Source organism: Janthinobacterium sp. NFX145 (assembly GCF_049810325.1).
GTDB lineage: Bacteria > Pseudomonadota > Gammaproteobacteria > Burkholderiales > Burkholderiaceae_D > Janthinobacterium > Janthinobacterium rivuli.
The window spans coordinates 4,515,667-4,540,661 of record NZ_CP187360.1 but is presented as its reverse complement, the minus strand read 5'-3'; the positions used below and the strand labels follow the sequence as shown (position 1 = coordinate 4,540,661).

15 protein-coding genes are annotated in these 24,995 nt (G+C 48.8%); 10 read left to right on the top strand and 5 right to left on the bottom strand.

The features are described from left to right. Nucleotides 1-307 precede the first annotated feature (307 nt). Nucleotides 308-1,600, bottom strand: a complete 1,293-nt coding sequence (locus ACPJXG_RS20255) for a DNA primase family protein (RefSeq protein WP_425252145.1) — start codon at nt 1,598-1,600, stop codon at nt 308-310. Nucleotides 1,601-2,730: 1,130 nt separating this feature from the next. Between ACPJXG_RS20255 and ACPJXG_RS20250 the strand changes: the two genes are divergently transcribed. Next, nucleotides 2,731-3,255 carry a hypothetical protein gene (locus tag ACPJXG_RS20250; protein WP_425252144.1) on the top strand — a complete coding sequence of 175 codons (525 nt, stop codon included), beginning with the start codon at nt 2,731-2,733 and terminating at the stop codon, nt 3,253-3,255. Between the two features lie 319 nt (nt 3,256-3,574). On the opposite strand, the gene ACPJXG_RS20245 is transcribed toward ACPJXG_RS20250, so the two are convergent. Next, entirely contained in the window at nt 3,575-4,039 is a 465-nt protein-coding gene (locus ACPJXG_RS20245) for a helix-turn-helix domain-containing protein (protein ID WP_425252143.1), read from the bottom strand. 160 nt (nt 4,040-4,199) lie between these two features. On the opposite strand from ACPJXG_RS20245, the gene ACPJXG_RS20240 reads away from it, so the two are divergent. From ACPJXG_RS20240 to ACPJXG_RS20225, 4 genes are all read left to right on the top strand, one after another. After that, nucleotides 4,200-4,898 (top strand): hypothetical protein, encoded by a 699-nt coding sequence (locus tag ACPJXG_RS20240; protein ID WP_425252142.1) that lies wholly within the window; start codon nt 4,200-4,202, stop codon nt 4,896-4,898. Between the two features lie 138 nt (nt 4,899-5,036). Continuing rightward, nucleotides 5,037-5,459 carry a hypothetical protein gene (locus tag ACPJXG_RS20235; RefSeq protein ID WP_425252141.1) on the top strand — a complete coding sequence of 141 codons (423 nt, stop codon included), beginning with the start codon at nt 5,037-5,039 and terminating at the stop codon, nt 5,457-5,459. A 38-nt stretch (nt 5,460-5,497) separates the two neighbouring features. Beyond that, a complete protein-coding gene (locus ACPJXG_RS20230; RefSeq protein WP_425252140.1) occupies nt 5,498-6,118 on the top strand; it encodes a hypothetical protein in 621 nt (206 codons plus the stop codon). An 83-nt stretch (nt 6,119-6,201) separates the two neighbouring features. Next, a complete protein-coding gene (locus ACPJXG_RS20225) occupies nt 6,202-6,675 on the top strand; it encodes a surface-adhesin E family protein (RefSeq protein ID WP_425252139.1) in 474 nt (157 codons plus the stop codon). Between the two features lie 92 nt (nt 6,676-6,767). Here the strand turns inward: ACPJXG_RS20225 and ACPJXG_RS20220 are convergent, their stop codons facing one another. The 3 genes from ACPJXG_RS20220 to ACPJXG_RS20210 form a co-directional block, all read right to left on the bottom strand. After that, nucleotides 6,768-7,157 carry a hypothetical protein gene (locus tag ACPJXG_RS20220; RefSeq protein ID WP_425252138.1) on the bottom strand — a complete coding sequence of 130 codons (390 nt, stop codon included), beginning with the start codon at nt 7,155-7,157 and terminating at the stop codon, nt 6,768-6,770. A 392-nt stretch (nt 7,158-7,549) separates the two neighbouring features. After that, nucleotides 7,550-7,870 carry a hypothetical protein gene (locus ACPJXG_RS20215; RefSeq protein ID WP_425252137.1) on the bottom strand — a complete coding sequence of 107 codons (321 nt, stop codon included), beginning with the start codon at nt 7,868-7,870 and terminating at the stop codon, nt 7,550-7,552. Nucleotides 7,871-8,118: 248 nt separating this feature from the next. Beyond that, entirely contained in the window at nt 8,119-8,523 is a 405-nt protein-coding gene (locus tag ACPJXG_RS20210) for a hypothetical protein (protein WP_425252136.1), read from the bottom strand. Between the two features lie 496 nt (nt 8,524-9,019). Here ACPJXG_RS20210 and ACPJXG_RS20205 point away from each other — a divergent pair, with 496 nt between their 5' ends. The 5 genes from ACPJXG_RS20205 to ACPJXG_RS20185 all read left to right on the top strand — a co-directional run bounded on the left by ACPJXG_RS20205 (nt 9,020) and on the right by ACPJXG_RS20185 (nt 24,428). Next, nucleotides 9,020-14,803, top strand: coding sequence for an NACHT domain-containing protein (locus tag ACPJXG_RS20205; protein WP_425252135.1), 5,784 nt, complete (start codon nt 9,020-9,022; stop codon nt 14,801-14,803). A 307-nt stretch (nt 14,804-15,110) separates the two neighbouring features. Beyond that, a complete protein-coding gene (locus ACPJXG_RS20200) occupies nt 15,111-19,976 on the top strand; it encodes an AAA domain-containing protein (protein WP_425252134.1) in 4,866 nt (1,621 codons plus the stop codon). Further along, the gene (locus tag ACPJXG_RS20195; RefSeq protein ID WP_425252133.1) at nt 19,969-21,540 is read left to right on the top strand and encodes a hypothetical protein; all 1,572 of its coding nucleotides are present in this window, start codon (nt 19,969-19,971) and stop codon (nt 21,538-21,540) included. The genes ACPJXG_RS20200 and ACPJXG_RS20195 overlap by 8 nt, the downstream gene beginning before the upstream one ends. Nucleotides 21,541-22,449: 909 nt before the next feature. After that, on the top strand, nt 22,450-22,785 hold the full coding sequence (locus tag ACPJXG_RS20190) for a DUF6602 domain-containing protein (protein ID WP_425252132.1): 336 nt from the start codon (nt 22,450-22,452) through the stop codon (nt 22,783-22,785). Nucleotides 22,786-22,904: 119 nt separating this feature from the next. Next, nucleotides 22,905-24,428: an LA2681 family HEPN domain-containing protein gene (locus ACPJXG_RS20185; RefSeq protein ID WP_425252131.1), complete on the top strand. Its 1,524-nt coding sequence runs from the start codon at nt 22,905-22,907 to the stop codon at nt 24,426-24,428. Nucleotides 24,429-24,995 lie beyond the last annotated feature (567 nt).

The window sequence follows — 24,995 nt, the reverse complement described above, 5'->3', positions numbered from 1 at the left end:
GGTGTGTCAGGTTATTCTTTGGAAATATTTCGTTATTGCAATGTCACTCCTTCATAATTCTTCTTAATCGGAGAGTTGATATTTTGTGTGTCAGGTGTGCTGGGTAATTTTAGAAAATAGTACGCGAATAGACATACGGTAAATTGTCGATTCTTACATGAGGATGGAATAGTTTTCGAATTTGCTTGACACACATGGCACACCGGGAAAGAAAACGCCCATAGATATGGGCGTTTTTTTTCGACCAAGTTCATTATTTTTCTAATGACGCCGGTCACATCAAAGCATAGAAAAGTAGATGTTCGGCTCAACCGCCGACTATGGCCAGGCCTGAATTTCTTTGCCGGTTGTTTGGTAGAAGTAGATTGCAGTAACGGACCTGCTGACTGCCTTCTCGTCTACGCACTTCATTCAAGGACACGATGCCGCGAATCGTTTGCCAAAAGCGCGGGGATGCCATCGATGCCATTCCATTACGTGAACACCATTCGCGGTAATGTTCATATATTTCATCTTTTGTCGATTGCAGTGAATGAGATGCGACAATGTCATTTTCTTCGAACCACGCTTGCACCGAGTTGGACTCCCTTTTAGCGTCGCTTAAAATATTCTGCATCGCCACTGGCAATGTTACTTCAAATGCTCCACGTTTCTGCAAGCGCAATAATCCTTCCAGAGCCCAATTTAGAACGCCCGGCATTTCGGTACGAATAATGCTATTTGCCAAGAGCGGGTCACGTTCACTCTCTTTTATCGTCACGTTAAAAGGGACAATGTCCCACCGGCGCCAAAATCCAATGCTATGGTCGGTAATGGCAGGAAGATGGTTTCCCAATACTAACCATTTTCCACGGATGTGAGTGCTGAGCGGAGTTTCATATTTTCGGTCAATTTGTATTTTCTCGCCAGCAATCAAACTCTTGAGCATTTGCTCGTTGATGCGTGCCTTTGGAACTTCATCAACGTAAATGAGACTTGCGCCGATGAGGACGGAGAGGTTAAAGCCGTCTAGAGCATCTAGGCGGATTGCAGCGGTATTTTCGTGTAATTTCTGAACTATGTTAGCCAGTACACCTTTACCATTAGCGCCGCTCCCAAGCCACAGCTGGGCCTTCTGATACCGGGCATCCGAGGTCAACGTATAGCCGATATATTCCTGTACGCGTGACCGCACTGCGGGGTCAGGCAAAATCATTTCCAGAAATTTTTCAAATTGAGTAGCTGGCCCAAAATCCGGCTGGAACTCACAAATTAGTGAGTGTTTGAGTCCTAATGATTTGTCGGGAGAAGTGAGCGCGACCTTACCATTCTTGACTTGGACATAGCCGTTCATACAGGGAATCACAATATCCGCCGACTCTTTCGCTACGTCTGGGAGCCAGAGTTTCGCAGAATTGACCGCTTTCTTCGCATTTTCGGCAGTGGCATCACGTGGTTCGGACGTTGCAATCCAGCGATATGCCTGTTTACAGGCGATATCATCGCTCGTAACTGACCAATGGCTGCCTGTCCAGGTATGGATAAGGCCACCATCAACTGCATAGTTGTCCGATGCACTCAGCGTCGTAGCGTATAGGTGAGGTTCGAAGCGCGCGCTCATTTGCTGCTCCCACTCCGGACTTCGACGTGACTGGCGAGCCAGCTATCGACATCAGCCTTCCGCCAGCGTAGAAGCCGTGTGCCAGGGATGTGCAGACAGGGAGGTACCGCAAGTCGATTCCGCTTCAGGTCTTTCTTAATTGTTTCAGGACTGCGGCCAAGCAAGGCGCTGAGCTCGTTTAAATCTAGAATTATCTTTTCCATAAGACCTCTATTCGTTCGTTATAGGAGCAATTTCGTGCCAATTTCCATCGTTGGACGCCGATACGTGCCGGTAAGTGACGAGATGTCGGTCTAATGAAGCTATCGATTTTATATTTGGCAACTTCAATAGCAGGACGGGTGCTTACTAGCAATCTTGATGTCGGATGCCCCATGAACAGACCTGCAATCGCTCCACTTAGATGTCTAAATATTATTGTGGAGACTTTCTTCGACAAGGTGTTCCGCGTAGATGTCCATAAAGAACTAGTTTTCTAGAGATTTACTTTTGTATTTTATTAAGATAAGCTTAAAAATCGAGACAATCCCATAAAGTCGATTGACAAAATTAAGAAAATAATGCTATGATGCAACTTATGGACTGAAGGTGTTGACTGCGAAAGCGATTAATGACCTGCCGCTGCAAAGAGTGCGAACTCTTATGGTGAAAGAATTTTGTAAGTCCATGTATTAATCGAAGCACCGTCTTGGCAACGCATGCCCCCTTGACGTTATTACACTCTATTTGAGTTCAATAACGTTTCTACAAGGAGGGCTGTCATGCATTCATTGTTGCCAATAAAATTTCCAAAAATAATACATTTTTTACTTCCTTACGGCATAACTGCGTCATTTTTCACATCTGTCGTCAGCCGCGGTTTACCACGTTTCCGTAGTTCTTATTTCCAGTTGCGGAGGCGTTTCGTTCGCCCTCATTCGTCTTAGTGCTCTTTACACGATTTCTTAATTGGCATTTAAATGCCATTGGATTCGTGTCGCCAAAAAAATGCTGAGGTAGTTAAAGCATATGGGAATCTGCTTTGATTACTGTTCACCAGAGCTTTTCTCTTACCGAATATAAATTATTGAGCTACACGGAGTAGTTGGTCGAATCGTCGGCTGGCGCTCATTTTACCTAAGGGGTATTTCATGGAAAACAATCAACTGAACACTGTCGAAGCAACTATCGCAAGATTTACTGATATTGCGGAGGCGGAGCATCTGCCGTTCGGAACCCAGCAGGGATGGACTTCCTCGCAGTACTACATGACAAGCTATCTTCGTGAGCATGCGGACAATGGTGCTTGCCTCAACTCCCAGGAGGTCGCACTGTTCGCGGCTGGGCGTCTTGAATGGCTGTTGCGAGAAACGCGCCCATCTCTCAGTGGGTTGTTCACTAAGCAGGACGTCATCGTGTTGCTAAACTGCTTTCAGGGTGATTTGTTCTCGCCGGACCAGTTGAGTAAGATTGCAACCAACGTCTGCGATGACTTGGGCATTGAACTCGATGCGTATAAGTCCAGTGGTATCGGCCCGCTCATCAACACTCTCCGCGGGCTTACTTCGGTTCAACAAGTGACCTTGGCCGACGTGCTGGAGCAGCTTTGGCACCGCGGCATGAGCGGTGATATGGGAGAATTTTTAGCTTCTCTAGAGATTGTTTTGGCAGCGTAAATGCATTAGGAGCGAGCGGCGTCATTTCCACGCAAGATGGCGCCGCTTGCTCTTTTCGTACGAATGACAGACCTGCTGCAGGTCTAGCTTGAAGCGAACCGGGATGCAAAGCCGCAGCCGAATCAACTGGAGTGGGGCGCGAGTTGGGAGCAGCCTCTTTCTGTCAGGAATTTGAAGAGGCTGCAATCAATATGGCGGCGTTGATGTAGTTGAGAGCCCTGCAATGCAGGGCTTCTGTCGGTACTGGAGCGAATGCCGCTCTTGCTTTGTAAATCTGCCATCTAGTACACCACAAAGATGCGCAGTGATTGTTCAGTGCCTACACATTCATGTGGGTGTCTAGCAAGGATTCTTCGTCCCGCCCCAGCGCTGCTGCCAACTTCTCCACATTGTCGAGCGAGATAGATGTAACACCTCGCTCGACCTGACTCACATATGTTCTATGCAGTCCAGCCAGTTCCGCAAGCTTTTCCTGCGATAGCCCCTGGCTAACCCGCTCGCGCTTCATATTAGCGGCAAACCTCATTCTCAGCGATTTTATTTCGCCGCTCAGCTGCGTCAGGTTAAGTGCCAGGTGTAGCCGCTCCAAGTTGTCGAGTGACATATTCTGTACCGCACGTTCTACTTGGCTCACATAGCTGCGATGAAATCCTGCGCGTTCTGCAAGGCTCTCCTGCGATAGCGCTGCCGTCTCGCGCTTGGACTTTAGCTCTGCGGCACATCGCTGTCGAAAAGTGCGGCGTTCTAATGAGGATGACGGTTCGTTCATGAGACGAAGGGTCAAGCAATACTTGCTTTATATCTACAGCCAAGAACTCTACTCTATTTACTTCTACTGGTTTTAAATCTACAATATGTTGCCACATGGAAAATAATTGTTTTTTTAAAACTAACGTCAATTAGGCGGTATAGCGCCTGTTTTTGAACCCCGCGTCTGCCGTGTAATGACCGAACTCTCTGGAAATAGAATGACAAAAAAAATTATTCTGGCCACCGTTGCTGGTGTTGCCCTGCTCAGCGGCTGTAACACAGTCAACCAAAGCCTGGCTAATCGCCAAGAGGTAGTCGAGATTTATCACGTCTTCGATTTCAAAACGCAGTCCGATGTCGCCACTGTGTCTCGCGCAGCGGCCAATGGTCTTGCTCAAAACACGAACAGTGTGCAGAGCTCGACACCGCTGCAGATTGGTAATTCCGTACCAGCGGAGCCTGGAAAATTCGTTTTGGTCGACATGGCCAGCGCGATGGGCGGTGGAATGGGAGCGCTGATGCAAATTGCTGCTGCTCAAAACGGTGGGTCGGCAATGAAGGTTGCGAAGTGCGACGGCGCGGTCTGGACATCGAAAGCCGTCAGAAACATCTCTGGCTCCAGCAATCTCACGCTATATAGCTGTCTCTACCGTTATCGCGCTGGCTACAACTTGGACATGTATGCCGTATTTTCCAAGACCAGTGGCGGTTTAAATGGTTTGCTCCAAAGCGGCGCTGACGCGTTGGTTGGAACTCCGGAAGCTTGGGTCAATAAAACTATTGTTGACACTGTGCGCGCTATCGAAAGTGCAGCCGGCGCACCAGGTGTGCATGTTGAAGGTCAGCCGGAATTAGGGCCGTTACCGGCTGTGGACAAGCTCGGCCGTGGCTAATCGACTTTGCTGCAGTATTTTTGGCGCCGGATTGAAGTAGTGTAAATAAGGCAATATTCGAATAAAAACGACGCTGCCGGCAGGGAATACCATTCACACTCACAGAATTTTTATTTCGGTCAAACGAAAGGAAAAGTGTTGAAAATCAACTTGATGGCATTGCTTGCCATCGCAATTCTAAGCGGTTGTTCTGCTACTGGTGACGACTACATTCGCGGTCAGGTACCTGTTGTCATCAATCATCCTGTACTTGGAAATCTCACGGTTGCTGAACAAGAGCTACTTGGCCCCGATGCCAATCAAAATGGTATTCGTGATGATATTGATATAGTCATTGATAAATTATCGGCTGACCGGAAGCCTGATATTTCTCGTTATGTTCAACAGGTAACGCGTGACATGATTATTGGTTTGCGCGGAGTGTCCAGTGCATCGAGTGAGAAAAAATTCACTACGGTCGTATATCCAACCATCTCAGCGGTTGAGGAAAAAATATACCTCGAGTTGGTCATTAATACCGCTGCTCGCAAAGCAGCATTTGCAACCTGGCAAGGTATTTGAATAGATAAGCTGTTAACGAATAAAATTAGAGGGGCTCGATGAAAAATGTGATTAGTCTTTTGTTCCCAGCCATTGCTCTGGCTTTGCTGGCAGGCTGCCAGTCTTCAGCAATCGTTGCTATCAATAAAACCCTGAATATGGGCATGGAGCTGGAGCCTGCCATGCGCGGTCGCAACATCGCAGGTGGCGTCACGTTTGACGAGGAATGGGCTGGTGCCATGTCATACGCAGCCAAGAATCAACTGGTTGCGATGGGTGTGAACAAAGGCGACCCCGAATACTCGATGCGTGTCGTGCGTGTGAACACTCGCCACCCGGCTTATGCGGGTTGGATGGCCTCGGGTGACAAAGTCTGGCCGACCTCTGCAATCGTCCCGGACCACCTACCCAAGTTGCATACATTTGACATTGTTGAAATTCGTCAGACAGGCACTTGGGAAGTAAACAAAGACTTTGCTAAAACCGGTGAAGGCAATATTGTTGTTCGTATTTTATGCAAGTACGGAGACCCTGAGTACGACTCGTGCTTGGACCGTCAACCTCGTATTGGCAAGCACCGTGGTTTTGGTGAAACAGGAACTTTATATCCAGTCAGTGCAAAAGAGTATGGCTTCAAGTACACCCAGATGTACGACGAAAAAGGTAAAGCACTTCGCTGAGTTAGCCTTAGTTAAACTTGCCACCTATCTTGGACCTATTTTTATTTGGTACAGAATTTTAAATATATTTATTGGAATATTTTATGCGAAAAATTATATTCGTATTGGTTTTTGTGTTTTCATCAGGCATTGTAAAGGCAGAGAAGCTGCGTTTTATGTTGGAGTTTGGATATAAGGAAAAGGTATTTTTTCTTGATGAAGAAACCATAGAGAAAAAAGGAAAAATGGTTAGTGTTTGGGTGAAAGAAGTATCCAATCAAAAATTCATTCGACCAGGAGAAGCTAGCTATAGAATGACATTGTGGGAAGCAAATTGTTCTAAAAGAACGATTCAAGCATTGAGTAGCGCTTCTTTTAATTCTAGCGGAGATGGTATTTCGGCGACGAACCAGCCAGGGGATTTAATGAAGATTGTTCCTGAAACACGGGGGGCTGAGTACCATAAAATGTTTTGTAATCCTAATTTTCCAGAAATTGCCTCGTTAACTAAGCCAGTCGATAATCCTGCTGAGCTAGCAAAAACTGCTTTTAAAGTATACGAAGAGCACGCTAAGTAAGCAACTTTTAGCGCACTGGCTAGCCTCATTGCGGTACGGCTCAAGTGACTAGAGAATTGGCTACAAGCGGGAATGTGCTGCTTTTATAAGCTTCATCGTACGTTCCCGTGGGTTTCAGCAAGAATCTGCTCCCAGGTGGCGTTATTTTCAGCTGCAAGCTTAGAAAGTGTATCCGCCTCACTTTTGATAGCAGCTGCTGCACCCGATTGCTGATTTTTCATAGCGAGTTTCTTTGCTTCTGCAATCAACAACCGGCGAGTCCCGCTGAGAACCGTCTGCGTCCAGGTTTCGCCGGCCTTCCGCACACAGGTTAAGCTGGCGTAACGGGCCTGATGCGTAACTGCGCCGATATCATTGCCACAGATTGCTAGTGCGTTCTCCAGGTACGCTTTGCTAGCGAAGACAGTTGTCCATTTTGTTCTGTCTGATTTGTAGACGCAAATGCGGATGCCGTTCGAGTTGCTGGATGGTTTGGGGTTCATTTTTCATTGCTCACAAAAGAAGTTTTTTGCACATAGATGTGCCGGCTGCTCGCTTATCTACGTGGACAGAGGTTGTTCTGTTACCTCTTGTATAGCAACGTCTATATATATGGGGAGTGGAGGCTAAGGAGGGGTACCCAGCCCGTTCGAGTGCTTGCGGCAATGCGTTAGAAGCCGCATGTATGCGAGTTGAAGGTGTTGTCGAGGCTGTTGTTGGCTGGTCAACAGGGTTGTATTGACCGTTTGTCCATGGCAACGCTATCAGCCGTTGAAGCTTGATTCCATCTTCTAGCCGTGCGGCGCCCACTCGAGCTTGTACTGTCTTAAAAAAGAAACCCGCCAGACCATAGTTCGGTCTGAGCGGGTTCTTGGAATAAATTAATACTCAGCTATTAAGTTTGTGGTCCAAGTAGCATGTCTACAGTGATACCTTTTTTTTTCCATTTTTCCAAAGAAGATTCCATAAGGTCATCATCGAAAGGTGTCATTTTATCTAATTGGGCATCCCCAGCCACCATGATTGCTTCCAGCTTTTGCTCGGCTTTGAAATCACTGCCGGCCTCCAGTTTCTCTTGCAGTCCATCCAACACTGAACGCAGCATTTTCAGATACTCTACTACGCGCATTTCTTGACCTGCAAGGAAGTTTCCAGAAATATCTTTGGAAAGACAGTTCGCCGCGCGCACTGCAATTCTGATTTGTTTGTTACTCATAATGACCTCAGTTAGTTATTTTTGGTCTATGTTGACCAAGGGAAATTTGGCAATATGCAATATTGGTATTGTTGGGACGAGTGAATTTTGATGTCCTGTAAAGTGTAGGTACACTTTAAAATTGCCTCAGTGCTTGATATATCCGCAACTGGCAGGAGTGATGCTAAGCAGCCCCTTGATGGGCCACTGGCCAGTTATAGGCGTAAAAAAGCCGCTATCTGCGGCCGGTGTTTTGCGTGATGTACTACTCAAACGAAAGGGTAGTAGATGAATTTCTTAAAGTACTCGATGGACTCCTCTGGGCATTCGGGAGCTGTGTTTTTTGGTTCGGCTACCAGATGCTGTGGAAGCAGGCTGCGGATTAAGTGATATTGCGGGTCATTTTCTCCGCCAGAAAGCTTCGCCAGCATAAGCCCACCAAGCAGGCTGCCGAAGAAGGCTCGTTCTTTGATGCTATTGCCGAACTTGTGACCTAAGAAGGTTTCTTGTTCATTCGATGGCTCAAGTCCATCGATGCCCATCGCATGCAGGGCGCAGCCCAGTTGGTGACCCTTCGAGGTAGCAAATACTTCTTTTTCATTGACGTACACGTTGGCGACCAAAGCGTTCTTAGAGTTTCGGGACATGCCCAGTTTGATTTGATTTGCGTTCATATTGTTGTTCCTTTGTTTGTTCTTAAATTTTTAGGTAATAGGGTGCCTCAGGCGTTGGCCAGGTGGAAGGCGAACGCAAAGCGTGGTGGTGTAACGCGCGCCGATTCGGCTGGCGGTTTGCGTTACGTCTTAAATTGTTAAAGAAGCAATAATTTGATTAATTTTAAGCCAAGCGAAGCCGTAGGCTCCCGCTAAAAAAAGGCTTTAATGTCGCGGAGAGAAGGAACTCTCCGGAAGGTGAATTTTGTGAAGCAATACTGCTAATACCACTAAATCTACTAGCACTACCAATACTGTCGGTACTGCTTTACTACTCGCTACATTCTCAGGACTGGAATGAGGAATTAATGATGCCATACGGAAAGTTTGATGTCAACACTGTTTGTTTGCTCAGGAAGCATAATTGATAGGTTGTATTTTTTTCATCCAAAGAGTATCGTCGACAATTACCTTTAGTTCCCCGTTGAGTATCCGCTCAGGACACCGACCTTCGCAGATGAATAAAGTCAAGACCTCCGCAATTCCTTACACTGGCTACAACTATCAGACGTATCAAGGCATCTATTGGTTAGTCGACTGGCTTGCGAACCCTTCTCGATTTTTGAGGATGCGGTTCGAGTGTAATGACAAAGATTCGGCGCCGCAGGGTCTGGACGACATTGTGGCTTGGCGCAGTGATGGGAAGCTAGATTACGCTCAGGTGAAATTCACAGTAAATAGCGACGACCACAAATTATCGTGGGACTGGCTTCTTGTCCTGCCATCGACAAAGATACCTAGGTCGTTGATGATGAAGTGGGCCGACGCTCTGAACTCCGTAGACCCGACGAACGTTGGCCGAGTTCGGCTAATTACCAACCGGGAGCCGGACGAAGAGTTCGGGAGATGTCTTGAAGGCGCAAAAGTTGATTTCGATGCGCTGTCAGCGGAACGCCAGCGAGAGGTCGTGTCTCAACTCGGTGATGAGTCTGCAGCGCGCCGGATTTTCGACGCTCTTGAGATTGAGCACAGCAACATAGACTACTTGGCACTACCTGGAATATTGAGGGGCGAGCTAATTCGACAGGGGTATGACGAGGGCTCTTTTCATAGGTTATTTCACGAGTCCTCCTTATGGGCTACGCATGAAAATTTACCTGCTCCTAATGGGGACATTACGCTAGATGTAGTGCGGTCAGTATTGTCCACTCTTCGTCCGGAGCCAATTTCGCAGGAGTTTGAGGTCCCGACAGGATACCGACCTCCGGATGCCACGTTCCATAGCGACCTGCTCGACAAGCTCTCCAAGTCCGATAGTGACGAAAACCTTCATGTGCTTTGGGGCGCACCAGGTCGTGGCAAGAGCACCTACCTCAGCTACCTGACGCACACATTGGATGAGAAGGCTATCCCCGTAATACGGCATCATTATTTTTTGTCGACGACAGATAGGTCAACTGACCGGATGCGGTTGTACGCGGTTGCTAATTCGCTGCTCGCACAGATAGCTCACCTTCGCGATTCAGGCCATGCAAGTACCCGTCATGAGGAGTTGCGGCGTGAAATCACCGAGTGCGCTGAGGAGTTTCGAAAACTCGGTGTCCCCTTGGTCATCATTATCGATGGTCTCGACCATGTATGGCGACGCCAGAAAGACGTGCGACCATTAAACGAGCTCTTCGAACAGCTAATTCCGGTTCCCGCTAACACTCATTTGATTATTGGCACGCAACCTGTTGTTGACGAGCAGTTGCCCTCGAGGTTGTTGGCATCGTGGTCGAGGGACAAGTGGAGCGAATTGCCTCTGATGTCTGTCGAGTCCATCCTTGCATATGTGGTTTCACTGGTTCGGTCTCGCAGGTGGATGCGCAGTAAAAACATCAGACAGTCTGAGGAGTTGCGCGCTTGTAGTGTCGCATTACACATGCGTACAGGAGGTCACCCGCTTCACCTCATTTTTTCGGTTGAGGATTTGCTTCGGAGGAGCAATCCGCCTCGTGAGTATCTCATTCCAAATTTGCCAGCTTGTCCTGACAATGACATTCGGAAGTACTATGAAGAACTTTGGTTGAAGCTCAGCAGGCCTCAGCAGGATTCCCTACATTTGATTTGTGAGCTGCCCTTCTATTGGCCAGTAGACGCATTCGTGGTGATTTCAAACAACCATGCAGTGGTAAGCACCGATGGCATCACGCACCTCTTGTTCGAGTGTGCGGTGGGTTATCGACCGTTTCATGAGAGCTTGGCAGTTTTTGTTACAGGCAAGACGGAGCACAATGAACGAATTGCGAGCCTTTTGCCTAAAGTTGAGGAATGGCTTGCGTCTTCGGCGCCAGCAGTCATTCGTAACAGTTGGCTCTACTCGCTGCGAGCCAAGCGGGGGGACCATGCCCAGCTAGCGCAGACGTTAAGTCGCGAGTGGGTCTTGGAGCGCCTTGTTGAAGGTTACCCAGCGGCCACCATCGAGCGTCTGCTTCGAGAGGCCGAGCAGTACATGTTCGACGATGGCGAGCTTGCGGAAGCTTACCGGCTAAGGTCCATCAAGCATCGGGTAAATCAAGGCCCTCAATTTCAAATAAATGATATGCAGCTGCTCCGTGCAATGTGCTGGGCAGTCTCTGTTGAGGAGAGTCTTCACGATGAGATAATCGCAAATGCGGCACTGCTTTCACCGATGCGCCAGGGTAGCCTAAGTCTTGCGTTGAGTTTTAACCAAGACCCGCGTGCGAGCAAAATGGCAAGGCGTGCCATCAATAGATTTCAATCCGAGTATCGCTTCAAGAACGGGCAGCACAGTTCACAGGCCGACCAAGACTTCCAGTTTCTTATTGAGCGTTTAGCCGCGTCCGGCGCTCTCAGGATTGAATATTTCACTGAGCCTGAGGTTCTGGATAATGAGTCTAGCGAACTCCTATCGGCAGTATTGAGAGGACTCGTTCAGGCCTTGGACTTAAGCGCACTGTTCACCCTTCACGGCCACGCATCAACGCGAGAGGCTGCTGAACTTATCGAAAGGTCGATATTGGAAGTCGCAGTTGAGACTTCAGCAAACCTTTCGGCGTGGCCCGAGAGCCGTCTGTTTTGGGCTAGCGAGATAGCAGTTCTTCATCTAGCACTGGAAGAGAGGGGATGCAACCGAATCTTTAACCGAGACGCGCTTCCAAACGCACCCACAGATTGGAAAGATAACGTGCAGTTCGAGGATGGGTTTGGTGGCCTGCTCATTTACTCATTCTTCACCTCGCTCGCTCTTCACCTACTTCCGACGGTGACAGTCAGCGTTTTGTCTCCATCAGGTTCGCACGGCGACCATGAGATGCTGAGATTTCAGTCGGTGATAGAGCGGGCAGCTCAGGCCGCAGCGGCTATCTTGAAGTCTGGGGGACGCTTAGATTATGAGTTTATCTTCGAGCGGACCAAGCATGTCCCCATCTTTTTGGGACGAGACTATAAGAGCATGGAGCGCTATCAGCGAGTTAAGCGAGCGCTCCATGAAATCGCAATGAAGCTTCAGGTATTTTGTATGGCACGAGGTGTCACCGGACTGATTTCTCTGCGTTCGATTTCACGCGCGAAAGAGAGCCAGCACTTTTCTGTTGGCTGTCTCATGGCAGACGCGGCGGACATGCACATCCGGTTGCTTGAGCCAGAGTTATTGGGTGACGTAGTTAGTTCCCAGCTTGCGAATGTTCAATCAGCTAATCAGGAAATTGGGGAAATGATTGAGGCCCTAATGGAGCTTGCGCAGCTGTGTTTTATTCAGCGTAGTCGGGACGACGTTCGGAAACTTTGTCACAGAATTTGGGAGCTTGTGCTTGGATACGGGAAACATAAAGACCCCTCGATATTGGAGCTGCTGAAGGCCATTGAGTACATGGCGTTTGCAGATAAGGGGTTCGCGGCTGAGCAGCTCTTGTCAGTGTCGGGGGTGACCGAAAAAGTCACGACCTTCACCGATGGCGATGAGACTAATAATGTTCATCGATACGTTGCTGAAGCGTTGCGTGAAGCTAGTCCATCGTTGTTGGCGGAAAAATATAGGTACCATCTCGAGCGAGGGGATTGGTACGAAGCGCAAGAAACGATTCGCGAGGGCTTGAAAAATATCGACAGCGAGTCTCCGTTTACTGCGGCGCTGGCACGCACTGGTTTGACTGAAAATGAGATGCCAAGGTCTTGGCGGGCGCAAAAGGATGGACAGGTACCTCATCCTATTTATCGAGCGTCGCTAGATTTTCTTGGTATCGACTTGACCATCGAAAAGGCAGATAACTACACGTCTTCTGAGAGTAAAAAATTTGAGGGAGACTTTAAGCAATATCCTCCGTTGGAATTTTCGAAGCTCTTGAAAGATATGCGTGAGTCGGGGCATTACTTTGAACGTGAAAGCCTAAAGTCCTGGTATCAGTACTGGATGAAGGTGGACCATATCAATCTGGTAAATTCCCTCCATAAATATGTAAATCAATATGACTACGATGCGGATGTGCGGTATGTGCTTGACCAGTTGTTCGACAGTACGTGGAATTTGTTTGGACCCGATAAGGCATTCCGTATCGCGGTTTTGGCTCATGTGGAAAATGGAGGGTGGTCAAACTGGGCGATGACCGAGTCACCTGAAGTGTCCAGAATGCGATTGAAGAAAGTGGCCGAGACCTATCCAGAGCGGGCTCTGGAATTCGTTACTGAGAGCTGCACCAGACAAGAAAAAATGTACAGAGAAGTGGTTGTACCAAGTTATACGATTCCTGGTGCTCATTTGATTTATTTCCTAGTACACGCGAAGCAAGTTGATTTGGCAAAGGCGTATTTGGCGCGCATGGTAACTAGCTTGAAAGACGAGACGAAAATGTTTAGTCTGCCTCGGCCAGAGTGGTCCCTTGCCTTGCCACCGTCAGATGCGGAGCTTCCATTGCAGCTGCTCATTGCACGCTTAAAATCGTGCGTTGGGACGACTCGTCTTTGGGGCATCCAGGAACTTGCTGGGCTGCTTGTGTCCGACGAGACACGAAGTGTCGTAGAGGCCGGATTGCACGCCCATTTAAAAACCATTAAGCTCGACACAGAGCTCATCGAGATTCTAGGGATGCTGTGTTTGGCTCGTGTTGAAGGCTTTGAATTTTCACACGAATTTGATGTTGGTGACGTCGGTGCAACTTTCGGTGCGGAGCTGTGCGACATGCTAGAACTCCGCTACTCGCACCGTCCAATTCTCGTTGCGCCGCAGGGGGGCCGCGCTAGTCGTGATTTCTTTAAAGTAGATTGCCTTTCTGGAACGATTTTTGATGACTTAAAGCGTCTTCAAGGTGCGATTCCTTTCCCCGTGATACATCAGGCGAATTTCGAAGCCATGCGTCTCGCAGAAATCGTTCACTATGACAGTAGTATTCAGTTCTTTATCGGTGCAGAACGAGGACAGATGAGCGGCTCGATGTTAACGAACGCAACTCAGATTGCTAGAGCCGCGTATTTGCGTGCCATCTCCGTTGCCTGCCAAGTAGGCGGATTCCCTGACGAGAAATCACTCGATTGGAGCCGTTGTGCACTTCCGCTTGCTCCATTATTCATGGGAATCCAGCCAAGACAGCCTGATTTTTGGTCAACTGCTCTGAAGATGTTCTCTCAAAATGAGTCGTTAGTTCCCGCTGAAATATTCGAGGAAATCGTTTCTCTCGCCGGTGCGGCCGAGCTGGTGCTTGGAGCGCTGAACGTGCCGGTTCATTTATCAGAGAACGAGTTTGTTTCAATCGAGATTGCCCTCTGCGCCCATCAACGCGAAATGAATGTTGATGAGGTACTTGCACACTTACCGTCCGATAATGAGTTCAGCCAATTGCTGGTGGCGAATCTCGTCGCCGATGAGGGGGGCTATCGCTGCGACCGTCGTCCTGAGGCTGTATTAAGAGCTCGTGCGAGAAGACTTGCGGCCCCCTTTATGGTAATCCCATACGCGTACCTACATCGCGAGGTGTTTCAGCGAGGTGTCTATTTACCTGTTTCCTATGATGAGGAAAAAGAGTTTTTTGTTATCGCCGAAGATGGTGGGCTTTCGATAATCTCCGCTGATGGTCACCTCGGGGACGTCTCGTACTGGAATACTGAGTGGTCCCCTGTCTACTGGAGCCTGAAGGGGCCTGGCTGCGGCACAGTGCTGACGCTTCAACGCGATGCTTTGCATTCACTGGTTCGTCATGGAGAACTGCTTGGCCACCACTGTACCCTCACTAGATATCGAAGAGACTACAGCCATAGCGAATTCGAAGAGAGTTCACGAGATGAGTATTTTTTGAAGTTGGTCTAGGTATGCTGAGAGTTTTACTTTTTCGGGGCGATGAAATTTTCTCTTGGTAGACACTACGCTGACGTACATTGAAGCCCTGGAGCGTTTAGAGGAGGGCGAACGTCCTTCAATAATTCTTGGGAACGACTTTTCCAGAGCGTGGAGAAACGACATATTCAACTACGCGAGAGTATCAGGGCGACGTTGAGGTTGATGACCGATTGCGCAGAAGCCTCAAGCCGCTATGTGAGCGGCTTAAAAGGTGATAGAGCATCGTATTAGTAGTGGATGGAAAAATTCGCAGGGCTAAAAACGGAGGAACTCGCAGGTGAAAATTAATTATTTGAGCTCTGAAGGCGTATTGGAAGTAGAGCAAGGCGCGATGCGTGAGATTGAAAGAAGATTGTCGTCCAATTGGATTGGTTATGCTGCCTTCCAACTCATTCAGCGTGGTTCGTTCACTCCATTGGACCTTGACCTGGTTGTACTAACGAACAATCGGATACTAATAGTTGAACTCAAAAACTGGAGTGGGGATATTCAGTATTCGAATAGCCAGTGGTTCCACAAGGGCGTAGGGCATAAGTCGCCGGTTCAAAGAAATAATAACAAGGCTAGGGTCTTGAGGGAGGTATTGAGGACCAAACATCCGAAGCTTATTTCGCCAATCGTCGAGTCCTTAGTTGTCTTGTGCCATCCGCAATGCCGCTTGCAGAAGTTTCCCGAAGAGGAGCGAAAGTTCGTTCTAACTCTCAATGAATTTTGTGAGACTGCCAGCAAGCCCGCTAAATACAAAGAGCGCTTCCCCGAAAAACCGACTGGAATGACGTACCCGTCAGCTAACCCACTCCCAGACCGTGCCAAATATGATGGATTTTTCTCGCTGCAGAACCCTCAGGTTCTCCAACGCAGAACCGTACTTCATGGCTTTGAGCAGGTTTCGACAACCCCAGACTACATTCATCCGAAGACGATTTGGAGCGAGTACAGGGCGGAACACATTGAGGTTAGACGTTCGAAGGCTCTCATGCGCAAATGGGACTTTGGGAATCTTGCCGCGGGTGGCACGTCGGCGCTTGAACGGGCTACAATCGGTTTGCGTGAAATGCGTCTCAACGAAGCGCTTCGCGCACAGGCGCCGGACCTTCACGCGGATTTGCTCGAGCCTGTCGTATCCGCAACAGCGGACGATGTGACTACCAATTTTGTCGAGGCATATCGCCTTCCGGATAGAGTCGAACGAATTGCGGAGCTTCTGGCACGGCGTCCTGATATGGATGCCGCAGAGAGAGTTTCCTTGGCTAAGAGCGTGCTGTCACGGTTTTCAAAGTTGCACGTTCTCGGTATTGCCCATCGTGATATAACCACAAAAACGTTATGGGTGGTCGAGCCGTCGCGAGTTATCCTTTCATCGTTTGCCGCAGCCTTTGCGCCTGAAACCCGAACAGTTGGGGTACATCGAATTGAGCTGGAAACTGGTTCCATTGCACTGCCCGAAGACTCTAAACAGCAAAGGTCAGTGGAGCGAAATGCGCCTTTTGCTCGTGATGTTTTTTTGCTCGGAGTTCTACTCTATGAACTCATCGAAGGAATCGCGTTGGAGCGGGTTGACAGTGTGCCTCTATTTGACGATAACCGCGCTTTGGTTCTTCCTTTGCTTCTTAGCTGGTACACAAAGGCTCTTGACTGGGAGCCGAAGGAACGCTTTAGCTCAGCATCGGATGCTTTGGATGCTTTCAATGCATGTTTGATTACGGCCATAGCGCCGACTGTGTCTGAGGGCGACATTTCGACCTTCGGAACCACTGCCAGCATTTTCACCTTACCTCAGAAGAGTACGCTCCAGTCTTCGCCAGGCAAGACCGTTTACATCTCCGAGAGAAATGGTGAGCAGGTCCTAGTTAAGTGCTGGCCATCATTGCGATACGATGTAAAACATCCGATGCGCAATGGACGATTATTGGAATTTCTTCATCAGGCTCGGTCGTTGCGCCAGTCTGGATTTGATGCAGCGCCCGAGGTGCTTGATTTCGGCATTAGCGATTTTGGCCTTATATTGGTGACGCGGTGGGAGCATGGCGATACGCTGGGTGAGTGGCTCAAGAAAGAACCTTCTCCGCGAAGTCGAGCTGCGGTTGCGTTGTCTTTATTGAATGCGGTTCGCCGTTTTCATGCGATTGGACTCGCACACGGAGACCTTAAGGGGGCAAATGTAGTGATATCGGAAGATGCAAAAGGGGCTCAGCAGGCAATCCTACTGGATGTGCCTGACCTGAGCGCCGATGGGGATATTTGCGTCACAGTTGGTATCCTTCCCCCACATCTCGAGGCCGCAGCACCGCAGCACCGTGACCTTTTCGTTGTTGCCCAGCTCGCACTCGCTCTATTGGACGAGACCGAATTTCCGAGGTCTCGGCGGGAGGCGCAAAGAGCTGCGGCCCTTACTGAGTCGCTGCCACCAATTGACTTGTTGACGGAGACGATTCAGTCTGAGCTATTTCCTGCAGCCGCGTCCAGTCCGTCCTTCAAAGTGACGCTAAGACGAAAGGGGCAGGAACCGATTTCCGCGTCGGCATTTGAAGGCGACAATGCTAGCTTCCCCGTTGGCGTTCAACTCAGCGCAGATAGAAATGTCGCCACGTATTTTGTTAGTGGGTTAAGACAACAGCTTATTATCAAATATCACTGCCAAGCGCAAAGTGTGTCCGATGTCTTTGTGAAAGAAATCGGTCATGAGGCGTATGTGATAAGCGCCAAGCGAGCCCAGTTCAAGTTGCATGCAAATATTCAGTTAGAGTTTGGGCGGGAAGTTGAGGGCGCCGCGCTGGCTGAAGCCTTGCATTCACGCTACGTCGCTGTGCAGGAGGACAGCCAAGACGGTGAATCGGTCAAATTAAGCTCCGCTTCTGACCCGTATTTAATTGACGGGGATGTTGGTTCGAAATTAGGGGCAGTTTCGGCTAGTGACCTTTGGAGCGCTTTGGCGAACACAGACGAGCTTAACGCGACAAAAATTACGGTACGTCCAGGAGCTCGAAAGGCATCAGATGGCACAGGCGACTGGTTACTCCCCTTCGATGTAGAAGAGGGGGTTCTTGATTTTTCTGAAGATGAGCGTATCGAACTTATTGAGCGAGGAACGGACCCATTAGAAGGTACTGAGCGTTGGTACACCGTGGGAGCGGTTTCGTCTGATATCGGCAAAGACTTAATGCGTGTTTCATCGACGAACATGCGCTTTACCCCTCGCGAAAATATGATTCTGTATCTCCGTGGTGCTCAGGAGCGATATGCTTCGGAGAGGCGGGTCGCAGCGATGCGACGGGTACTTGGAAACGGGGCGCTCATACCAAGAATTCCCGAATACTTTGACCCGGAATTAGGACTGACTCCTAGGCGGGTTGAGTTGCCAGCGCTTGGTAGTCTTGCTGACTACGAACTCAACCCGGAGCAAGAGGAGGCACTATTAAATTGTTTGACGGTTGGTCCAATTTCATTGTTGCAGGGGCCACCGGGTACCGGGAAGACTAAATTTATTGCCTCGTTCGTGCATCTTGCGTTGAACAGGGGGATAGCAAAGAATATATTGCTTGTCAGTCAGTCACATGAGGCCGTAAATAATGCGCTTGAAAAGGTGGCGGACCTAGCCGGTCTTCATGAAATGGATGTATCGATGGTCCGCGTAGGATTACCTTCTATGGTTTCGCCGCGCCTACGCGGTATCCACGAAGACTCGAGGCGCCAGCTCTACCGGGAGTCCTTTGACGCGGAGTTGAAAGAGCGGGTGAAGGCTGTCGGATACAGCATGGGACTGCCTCGGTCGTACGTGGACTTGGCAATAGAAGTGCACGTTACATTGGGCAGCATACTGGAACGTATAATTATCCTTGAAAAGGACGCATCGCAAAACGGCGTGACTGATGATGGTCATTCTTTAACGCAAGCACATCGGCTAAAGGAAGTTTTTTGCGAGATTGCCTCTGCTAAGTTCTCGCTTGACGCATCACCCCATGACGACCTACCGGATGTGTTCGCCAAGTTCTTGGCAGATGCAGAATTCGCTAGTGGCTCGCCAAGTCCTGAAAAATGTCAAAAACTCGAGCAAGTTGTTCGATTATCGAGCGAATTTTCGAGCGTCCTACGCAACCCAAGGTCGAATTTCACTTCGTTCTTGTCGCGAAGTGCAAGTGTGGTTGCCGGCACATGTGTGGGTATAGGAAAACACGCGTTAGGTATCGTGGACCATGCCTATGATTGGGTGATTGTAGACGAGGCTGCTCGAGCTTCACCAATGGAGTTGGTAGTCGCTATGCAATCTGGTCGGCGTGTCCTTTTAGTCGGAGACCACCTGCAGCTGCCTCCAATCTATCCTATCGCGGTAGAGGAAAAGACTTCCCAAATATTGGGTGTGTCACGGTCGGATTTTCGACGACTTAATAACTTCAAGCGCGCGTTCGCATCTGAGTATGGAAAACAAGTGGGGCGCACGCTTCTTTCTCAGTATCGTATGGCAGACAGCATAAGCCAGTTGGTTTCTAAATGCTTTTACGAAGGCGCGTTAAAGGTCGCACGTGCAGCACCTGGTAATGAGTACAACGGTCTTCCGGCCTACATGCAAAAGCAGCTTGTGTGGGTTGATACTTCTGACCAAGGACGACGTGCTTTCCATAGTGAAGCTGAAACCCACGACGGGGCGCTGTTCAATGAAATAGAGGCCAATGCAGTAGTTGCAGTCATGCGGGACATTGCTAAATCGCCTGAATTTCTACTCGCGTTACGAGAAAAATTAAAACCATCGGAGGTGGCAATAGGGATTATTGCTATGTACGCGTCACAGCGTGACCTTATCCGTAAGAAATTGGACCAAGCTGATTGGGCAAGTGAGATTCGTGATTTTTACACGGTGGGCACAGTTGATAGCTATCAAGGTAAGGAGAATCGCATCATTATTGTCTCGGTGGTTCGCAATGACACGGAACGTAGCGTGGGGTTTCTGCATGAGCCGGAACGCATCAATGTTGGGTTGTCACGCGCCAAAGACCGTCTGGTCATTGTCAGTTCAACTTCAATGTGGAGCGGGCGTACGGGTATGCCGATGAAGACAGTATTGGACGAATTTTCAAAAATGGAAGGGAATGGCACTGCACAGATGGTAATGTCGCTTGAACTCAAAGGAGAAAAAGGAAATGCGTGAACGTTTCAATACTTTGGCTATTGGTGTTCCGGCACAGCAGTTTCTCGTACGTTGCCATGTCTCGGTGGAACGACAAGTGCCGGTGATGACGGAGTTTGCAGTTCGGCTCTTGCAGTTAACTAACCGGATGGATGTAGACGCATTTCGAACTTACTTCGGGCTGCGTGGACACGAAGCCCAAGATTTGCTCGACATCCTTCGTGGAGAAGGGCTGGTAGAGGAGACCGAGGGAACTTTGTCGTTGACTTCGTATGCCGTTGCTCGCTTTGTCGGTAGCGATGACGGATTACCAAGGTTTACCAAGATTGCCGAACGCCAAAGCCGACCGATTTTTGAACTGCTTTCATTCTCACCTCTTCCACGTACTTCCTCATCAAATTATTGGGATAATACACTCGACATTGATTGGAGTGCGAGCGGTGAGAGCTTTGGTCATACCATCGACAATGCTCAAGAAGCTTTTCACCGTCACTTCCACGAAATCGAGCGACTCGACAAGGATGACGAGCATAAGCGTGCGTTTGACGTTTATAAGATTGATGCCATTACGGCCGGAAAGCGTTTTAATGTCCCGCTACCGATTCATTTCGACGTTGATATTGAAGGCGGCGTTGAGTATTCGTTGGAAGGGCTTGAATTATTACCCCCGGAATTGAAGTCAAAAGTTGTAAAGTTGACTGCTGACAGAGTTGGAAAATTACCTCAGCTTCCGGACCATTTTTCAGAGTTTGTTCGTGTTTTCGATGATGAGATACTCGCAAGATACCTTCTTAATATTTCTAAAGCCTCCAACGTCGCCACTCCAACCGCAGACGCAGCCCAGCAGTTAGAAAGCCATTTTAATTTTTCTGAATATATCCATGATGTGCATGGAGCCAAAGATGGACTGTTTTATGATTCCAATCACAGCCGGGCACTCCTAGGTGCACTTTACTTGGAAAAAAACCAAGCACGAGTCATTGAGTCTCTCGCTGTCGCACTTCGCAACTTCAAAAGTACGGGAACAGCGGAGACCATTTACCCCAATGAGATGTTTTGGGTGATACCTGACAGCGAATTATGGGGGCGGACAGACCTCATTCGTTTAACTGTCGAAGGTCTGAGAAAGACCGTGGAAACGGAATGGGGGGAGCCAGTCGACTTTGTAGCCATTAGCAGTGCTTTGCAGACCGATAATCAGGATAAATTGAAAAAACGAGCTCGCTTATTATTGGAGGCTGGATTTACCGATGTGTTGTTGGGCCCCACACCTTCTATCGCTGGACGGTTTGAACTTCTGATTTTGCCTGGCGTGTATGCAGCTGCGATGTATCATTGGAAGGTTCCGTCCTCCGATGTCGTTAGTGTGCCGGTAGGGTTTGCAACAACTGAGCCAGGTAAATTGCGGAAGTTGCTAATCTTCTTACAAAAAACGTGTACGTTTAAGCTACATCGCGCTTTCTACAATATTGAGGAATTGGCTGGCGACGCAAAGCTTCGAATTGATGAGGCATTGGCATCCCACTTTCTTTACTTGAATAATTTTCTGGATATATCAAGTGACTCGAGTAGGGAGCTGGAATAAAGTCATATGAACATGGCGAATGTGGCTTCGTGAAGAGACACTCCAAAATGTGCCCCTCGTTACGCTGCCGTTACCGGCAGTTCGGTCAGTCACCGGGCCAATTCGGTCAAACGCCTACAGGAGGATTGATGGTGAGAATTCGCAAGGTCGAGATTTGCAATTTTCACTTAATTCGCTTTTCGGACTGGTGCCCGCTCGACGGGGTTAACTGCCCCAAACGTCGTCGTAATAGTGAGAAGTCCACCAACTTGGATGTAATCGAATTTTGCCTTGGGACTCAGTGCAACCTGGTATTGGGCGATACCGAATTTTCGGGTTACAGGATAATTTGGTAGTCCCATGACGAAGAGGCAGCTGGATGTACTCTGCTTCTGAATGGGCAGGAAGCTGAATTGTCGTTGTTCTCAAGTCGGCCGCAATGGATGACCGACACTTCTATGTCGTGGTTATCTTTGGCAGCAGCAATCCACTTGCCTTCATTCCCCGGCTGGCTTGCAACCAAGTCGCGCAATATAGTCTCCCGGGGCTTACCCGGGTACTTCTTCACGATGGCCTTGAATGTCGCCAAGTTGGTCCTACCGTAGTCCGGCTTCAAAAGAAGCATAATGCAGCGAGAATTGCAAAAAATAGCACATAGGTAACAGCCCTGTATTAAATTCACGAAATCTACCGTAAGGAGTTATTGCAGCCGTAGATACCCAACGCTAATCCTTGCTTCGCCGAACTTCGGCCAGCCCTCAGAATTGCGGAGAGCCGGCTGAGGTTGAGTAGTGTGCGATGAATGATATGGAGCACAAATACCATAATATTAGGATGTCGGAATAATTAAAATGGAGAAATGTAATGACGCAATATTCGTACTTTCAATAAGGTCAGCAGCTCCAGCTTGGAGATTAGATTAATTCTTCGGTGGCGCAGATTGCACGGTACAAAGCCAAGGTGTTTAAAGATGAATATCTCGACATAAGTCTATCATTATTTGAGAGTCAAACCAACCGAAATAAGTTATCTCATGCAGGCGAGTTTGGACGCTTTAGGGAAAAACTGCTGCAGAACTATTTGAAGCAGTTCTTGCCAGCCAGGCTTAGTGTAGCTGAAGGGTTTTTGGTGCCGCTTCTTGGGCAACGAAGTACCCAATGTGACGCAATTATTTACGACCGAGATACCTCTCCGCACATGGAGAGCGCTGGCGGTTTGGTTATGTTTCCACCCGAGGTGTGTGCAGCGGTCGGTGAAGTGAAGTGAAGTGAAGTGAAGTGAAGTGAAGTCTAGCCTAACAATGGCTAAGGCAACCGTCCCAAATCGAAAATGAGTTAGCATCAGTGGGATAGACTAATCTTTCGTTACGATACGGTGGGAGCAATATGGCAGAATCAAGTGCGACGGAGTATCTTCAGGCATTGAAGAGTTCGATGGCGGATAGCTCCGACATGGAAGTGTGGGAGATATTACTTGGTCTAGCAATCGATACAGCAGGAGATGAAAGTAACGAAGAGGTACTCTTGGCCGCGATAGACGTCTCGGCAGGAATGGAAAACGCAAGCTTACAAGCTGGCGCGACTTTAGTTCTCTATCATCGGTCGAATGCGTGGGCATCACTTCAGCGCATTAGGCGTACGGACGACCAGGCTTGGGATTGGGAGCAACCTGAGTTGGTGAAACAGATTTTCAGTTTGCGAGGAGCGATTCAGCATCCAGGATTTGCCGAGTTGCCGGCACCTCGACGAGCGCAGATATATTGCAATCTGGGAAACTCTCTGAGCCAAGCGGGGAGAGTTATTGATGCTTTAGTTGAGTGGGAAAATGCACTTAATGAACAAAGAAATCTCGGTATGGCACGCGGCAACTTGGGCATTGGGTTCGCACGATATGGAATGCAGCTCTTTGACGACGGCCACACGTATTGGTTTTTGCGGTCCGCTCAGAATGAGTTGTCACAGGCAATTGAAGGCGGTGTTGGTCGAGATGGCTCAACATACCCGGCGGCTATTGATGTCTTTCGGTGGCATGCTACAAATGTTGAGCGTGAGCTGAGCAGTTATGATGGCCCTATTAACGAAGTTCCCCCTGAATTCCCTATCGGGAATTCAAAGAGGGAACGTGCCTATCGGACTTGGTGTTTGAGGCGAAAACTATTTCTAAATCCGTTGAATGACCTCGGCCCGCTTTCGATTGCCGCACAAGACGTGCTTCTCTTACCTGGTCACAGAATCGAGGGAGCCGGTATAACATACCGTGCTTTTTTTAACCAACTCAAGCAGGAGTATGCTTACGCGCGCTTGAATCTCTTTGAAGGAACAGCGGTAGAGCGGAGGCACTTTGCAGACCGGGAGCTGCCGCTTGTATCCAACGCTGATTTTTCTCTCTACTCTATCTCAGTCGAGCAGGTAAAAACATCGTTCCGGCTAGCATATTCGCTGCTCGATAAATTGGCATACTTTATCAATGACTATTGGAAGCTAGAAATTCCCGAGAAGCAGGTCAGCTTTCGAAAGCTTTGGGTAGAAGATAAGAAGGGGAAGGCGGTACCGGTTGGGCGCGTTCGGAAAATCTTTGAGGACTCTAAGAATCTGCCGCTTCGTGCATTGTACTGGCTGGCGAAGGATATCTATGATGAGAATTTTCAAGAGGTGGCTGACCCTATAGCGAAGGAACTAGACGCATTGCGAAATCATCTCGAGCACAAGGCTCTGAAGGTCGTAATCGACGGTTTGCCTCAGGCCGACAGCCCCAAGTCCGAAATATTCGAAGACCACCTTTCCCATCGTGTAGGATTCGATGAGCTAGCGGCGCGAGCTGAGCATCTTCTAAGAATGGCACGGTCGGCATTGATATATCTAGCTTTGGCAATGTATCTCGAGGAGCGGCGTGCCGTTCCCCCAAGGTGATACGCTAACACCATTTGACTTGGGACTCTATACAAGAAATGGGGAATTCTAGAAATTCAGGGAGCAGGCCGTCATGCTTTTTTTTCCGGCCGTCAGCGCCGCATTACCTTTGCGACCATACCAAAGAATTCACATGCTTTTTAAAAGCTGGATTTTTTGCTGCACCATTTCCAGCTGCTTAAGCTTGGTCAGCGCAGGTCAACGTACTTTTATGCACCGCGGATGATGACCCTATCATATGTATTGAACTGAATTCGTTTAATCACGACTGCGAGGTGGTCGAATGCAATTGGCTGAAGAATCTACAGTTCAAGCTCGCAGGGCTTCTCTTAATACGTATCCGGGCAGCCGATACTACGGCGGTGCGTGCCGAGGATTTTTATGACCTGTTGATGTCAGAATCGACTACTTTGGACATCCTGCGACCGCGGTGTTTGAGACCCCGCCGCAAACTGGTGTGCCGTCGTGGTAACCTAAGCAAGAATGGTAGGAAGTAACAGCAATTCTGACCAAATATGCTGAAGGTTGCGGCGCACCTAAGAACGCACTGCAAGACAGAGCGCGTAA

Excerpts from the sequence above, each read along its gene's own strand:
- ACPJXG_RS20225 (WP_425252139.1), top strand. The coding sequence starts at position 6,202 with ATGCGAAAAATTATATTCGTATTGGTTTTTGTGTTTTCATCAGGCATT.
- ACPJXG_RS20215 (WP_425252137.1), bottom strand. The coding sequence starts at position 7,870 with ATGAGTAACAAACAAATCAGAATTGCAGTGCGCGCGGCGAACTGTCTT.
- ACPJXG_RS20195 (WP_425252133.1), top strand. The coding sequence starts at position 19,969 with ATGCGTGAACGTTTCAATACTTTGGCTATTGGTGTTCCGGCACAGCAG.
- ACPJXG_RS20205 (WP_425252135.1), top strand. The coding sequence starts at position 9,020 with ATGAATAAAGTCAAGACCTCCGCAATTCCTTACACTGGCTACAACTAT.
- ACPJXG_RS20210 (WP_425252136.1), bottom strand. The coding sequence starts at position 8,523 with ATGAACGCAAATCAAATCAAACTGGGCATGTCCCGAAACTCTAAGAAC.
- ACPJXG_RS20250 (WP_425252144.1), top strand. The coding sequence starts at position 2,731 with ATGGAAAACAATCAACTGAACACTGTCGAAGCAACTATCGCAAGATTT.
- ACPJXG_RS20220 (WP_425252138.1), bottom strand. The coding sequence starts at position 7,157 with ATGAACCCCAAACCATCCAGCAACTCGAACGGCATCCGCATTTGCGTC.
- ACPJXG_RS20230 (WP_425252140.1), top strand. The coding sequence starts at position 5,498 with ATGAAAAATGTGATTAGTCTTTTGTTCCCAGCCATTGCTCTGGCTTTG.
- ACPJXG_RS20255 (WP_425252145.1), bottom strand. The coding sequence starts at position 1,600 with ATGAGCGCGCGCTTCGAACCTCACCTATACGCTACGACGCTGAGTGCA.
- ACPJXG_RS20185 (WP_425252131.1), top strand. The coding sequence starts at position 22,905 with ATGGCAGAATCAAGTGCGACGGAGTATCTTCAGGCATTGAAGAGTTCG.
- ACPJXG_RS20240 (WP_425252142.1), top strand. The coding sequence starts at position 4,200 with ATGACCGAACTCTCTGGAAATAGAATGACAAAAAAAATTATTCTGGCC.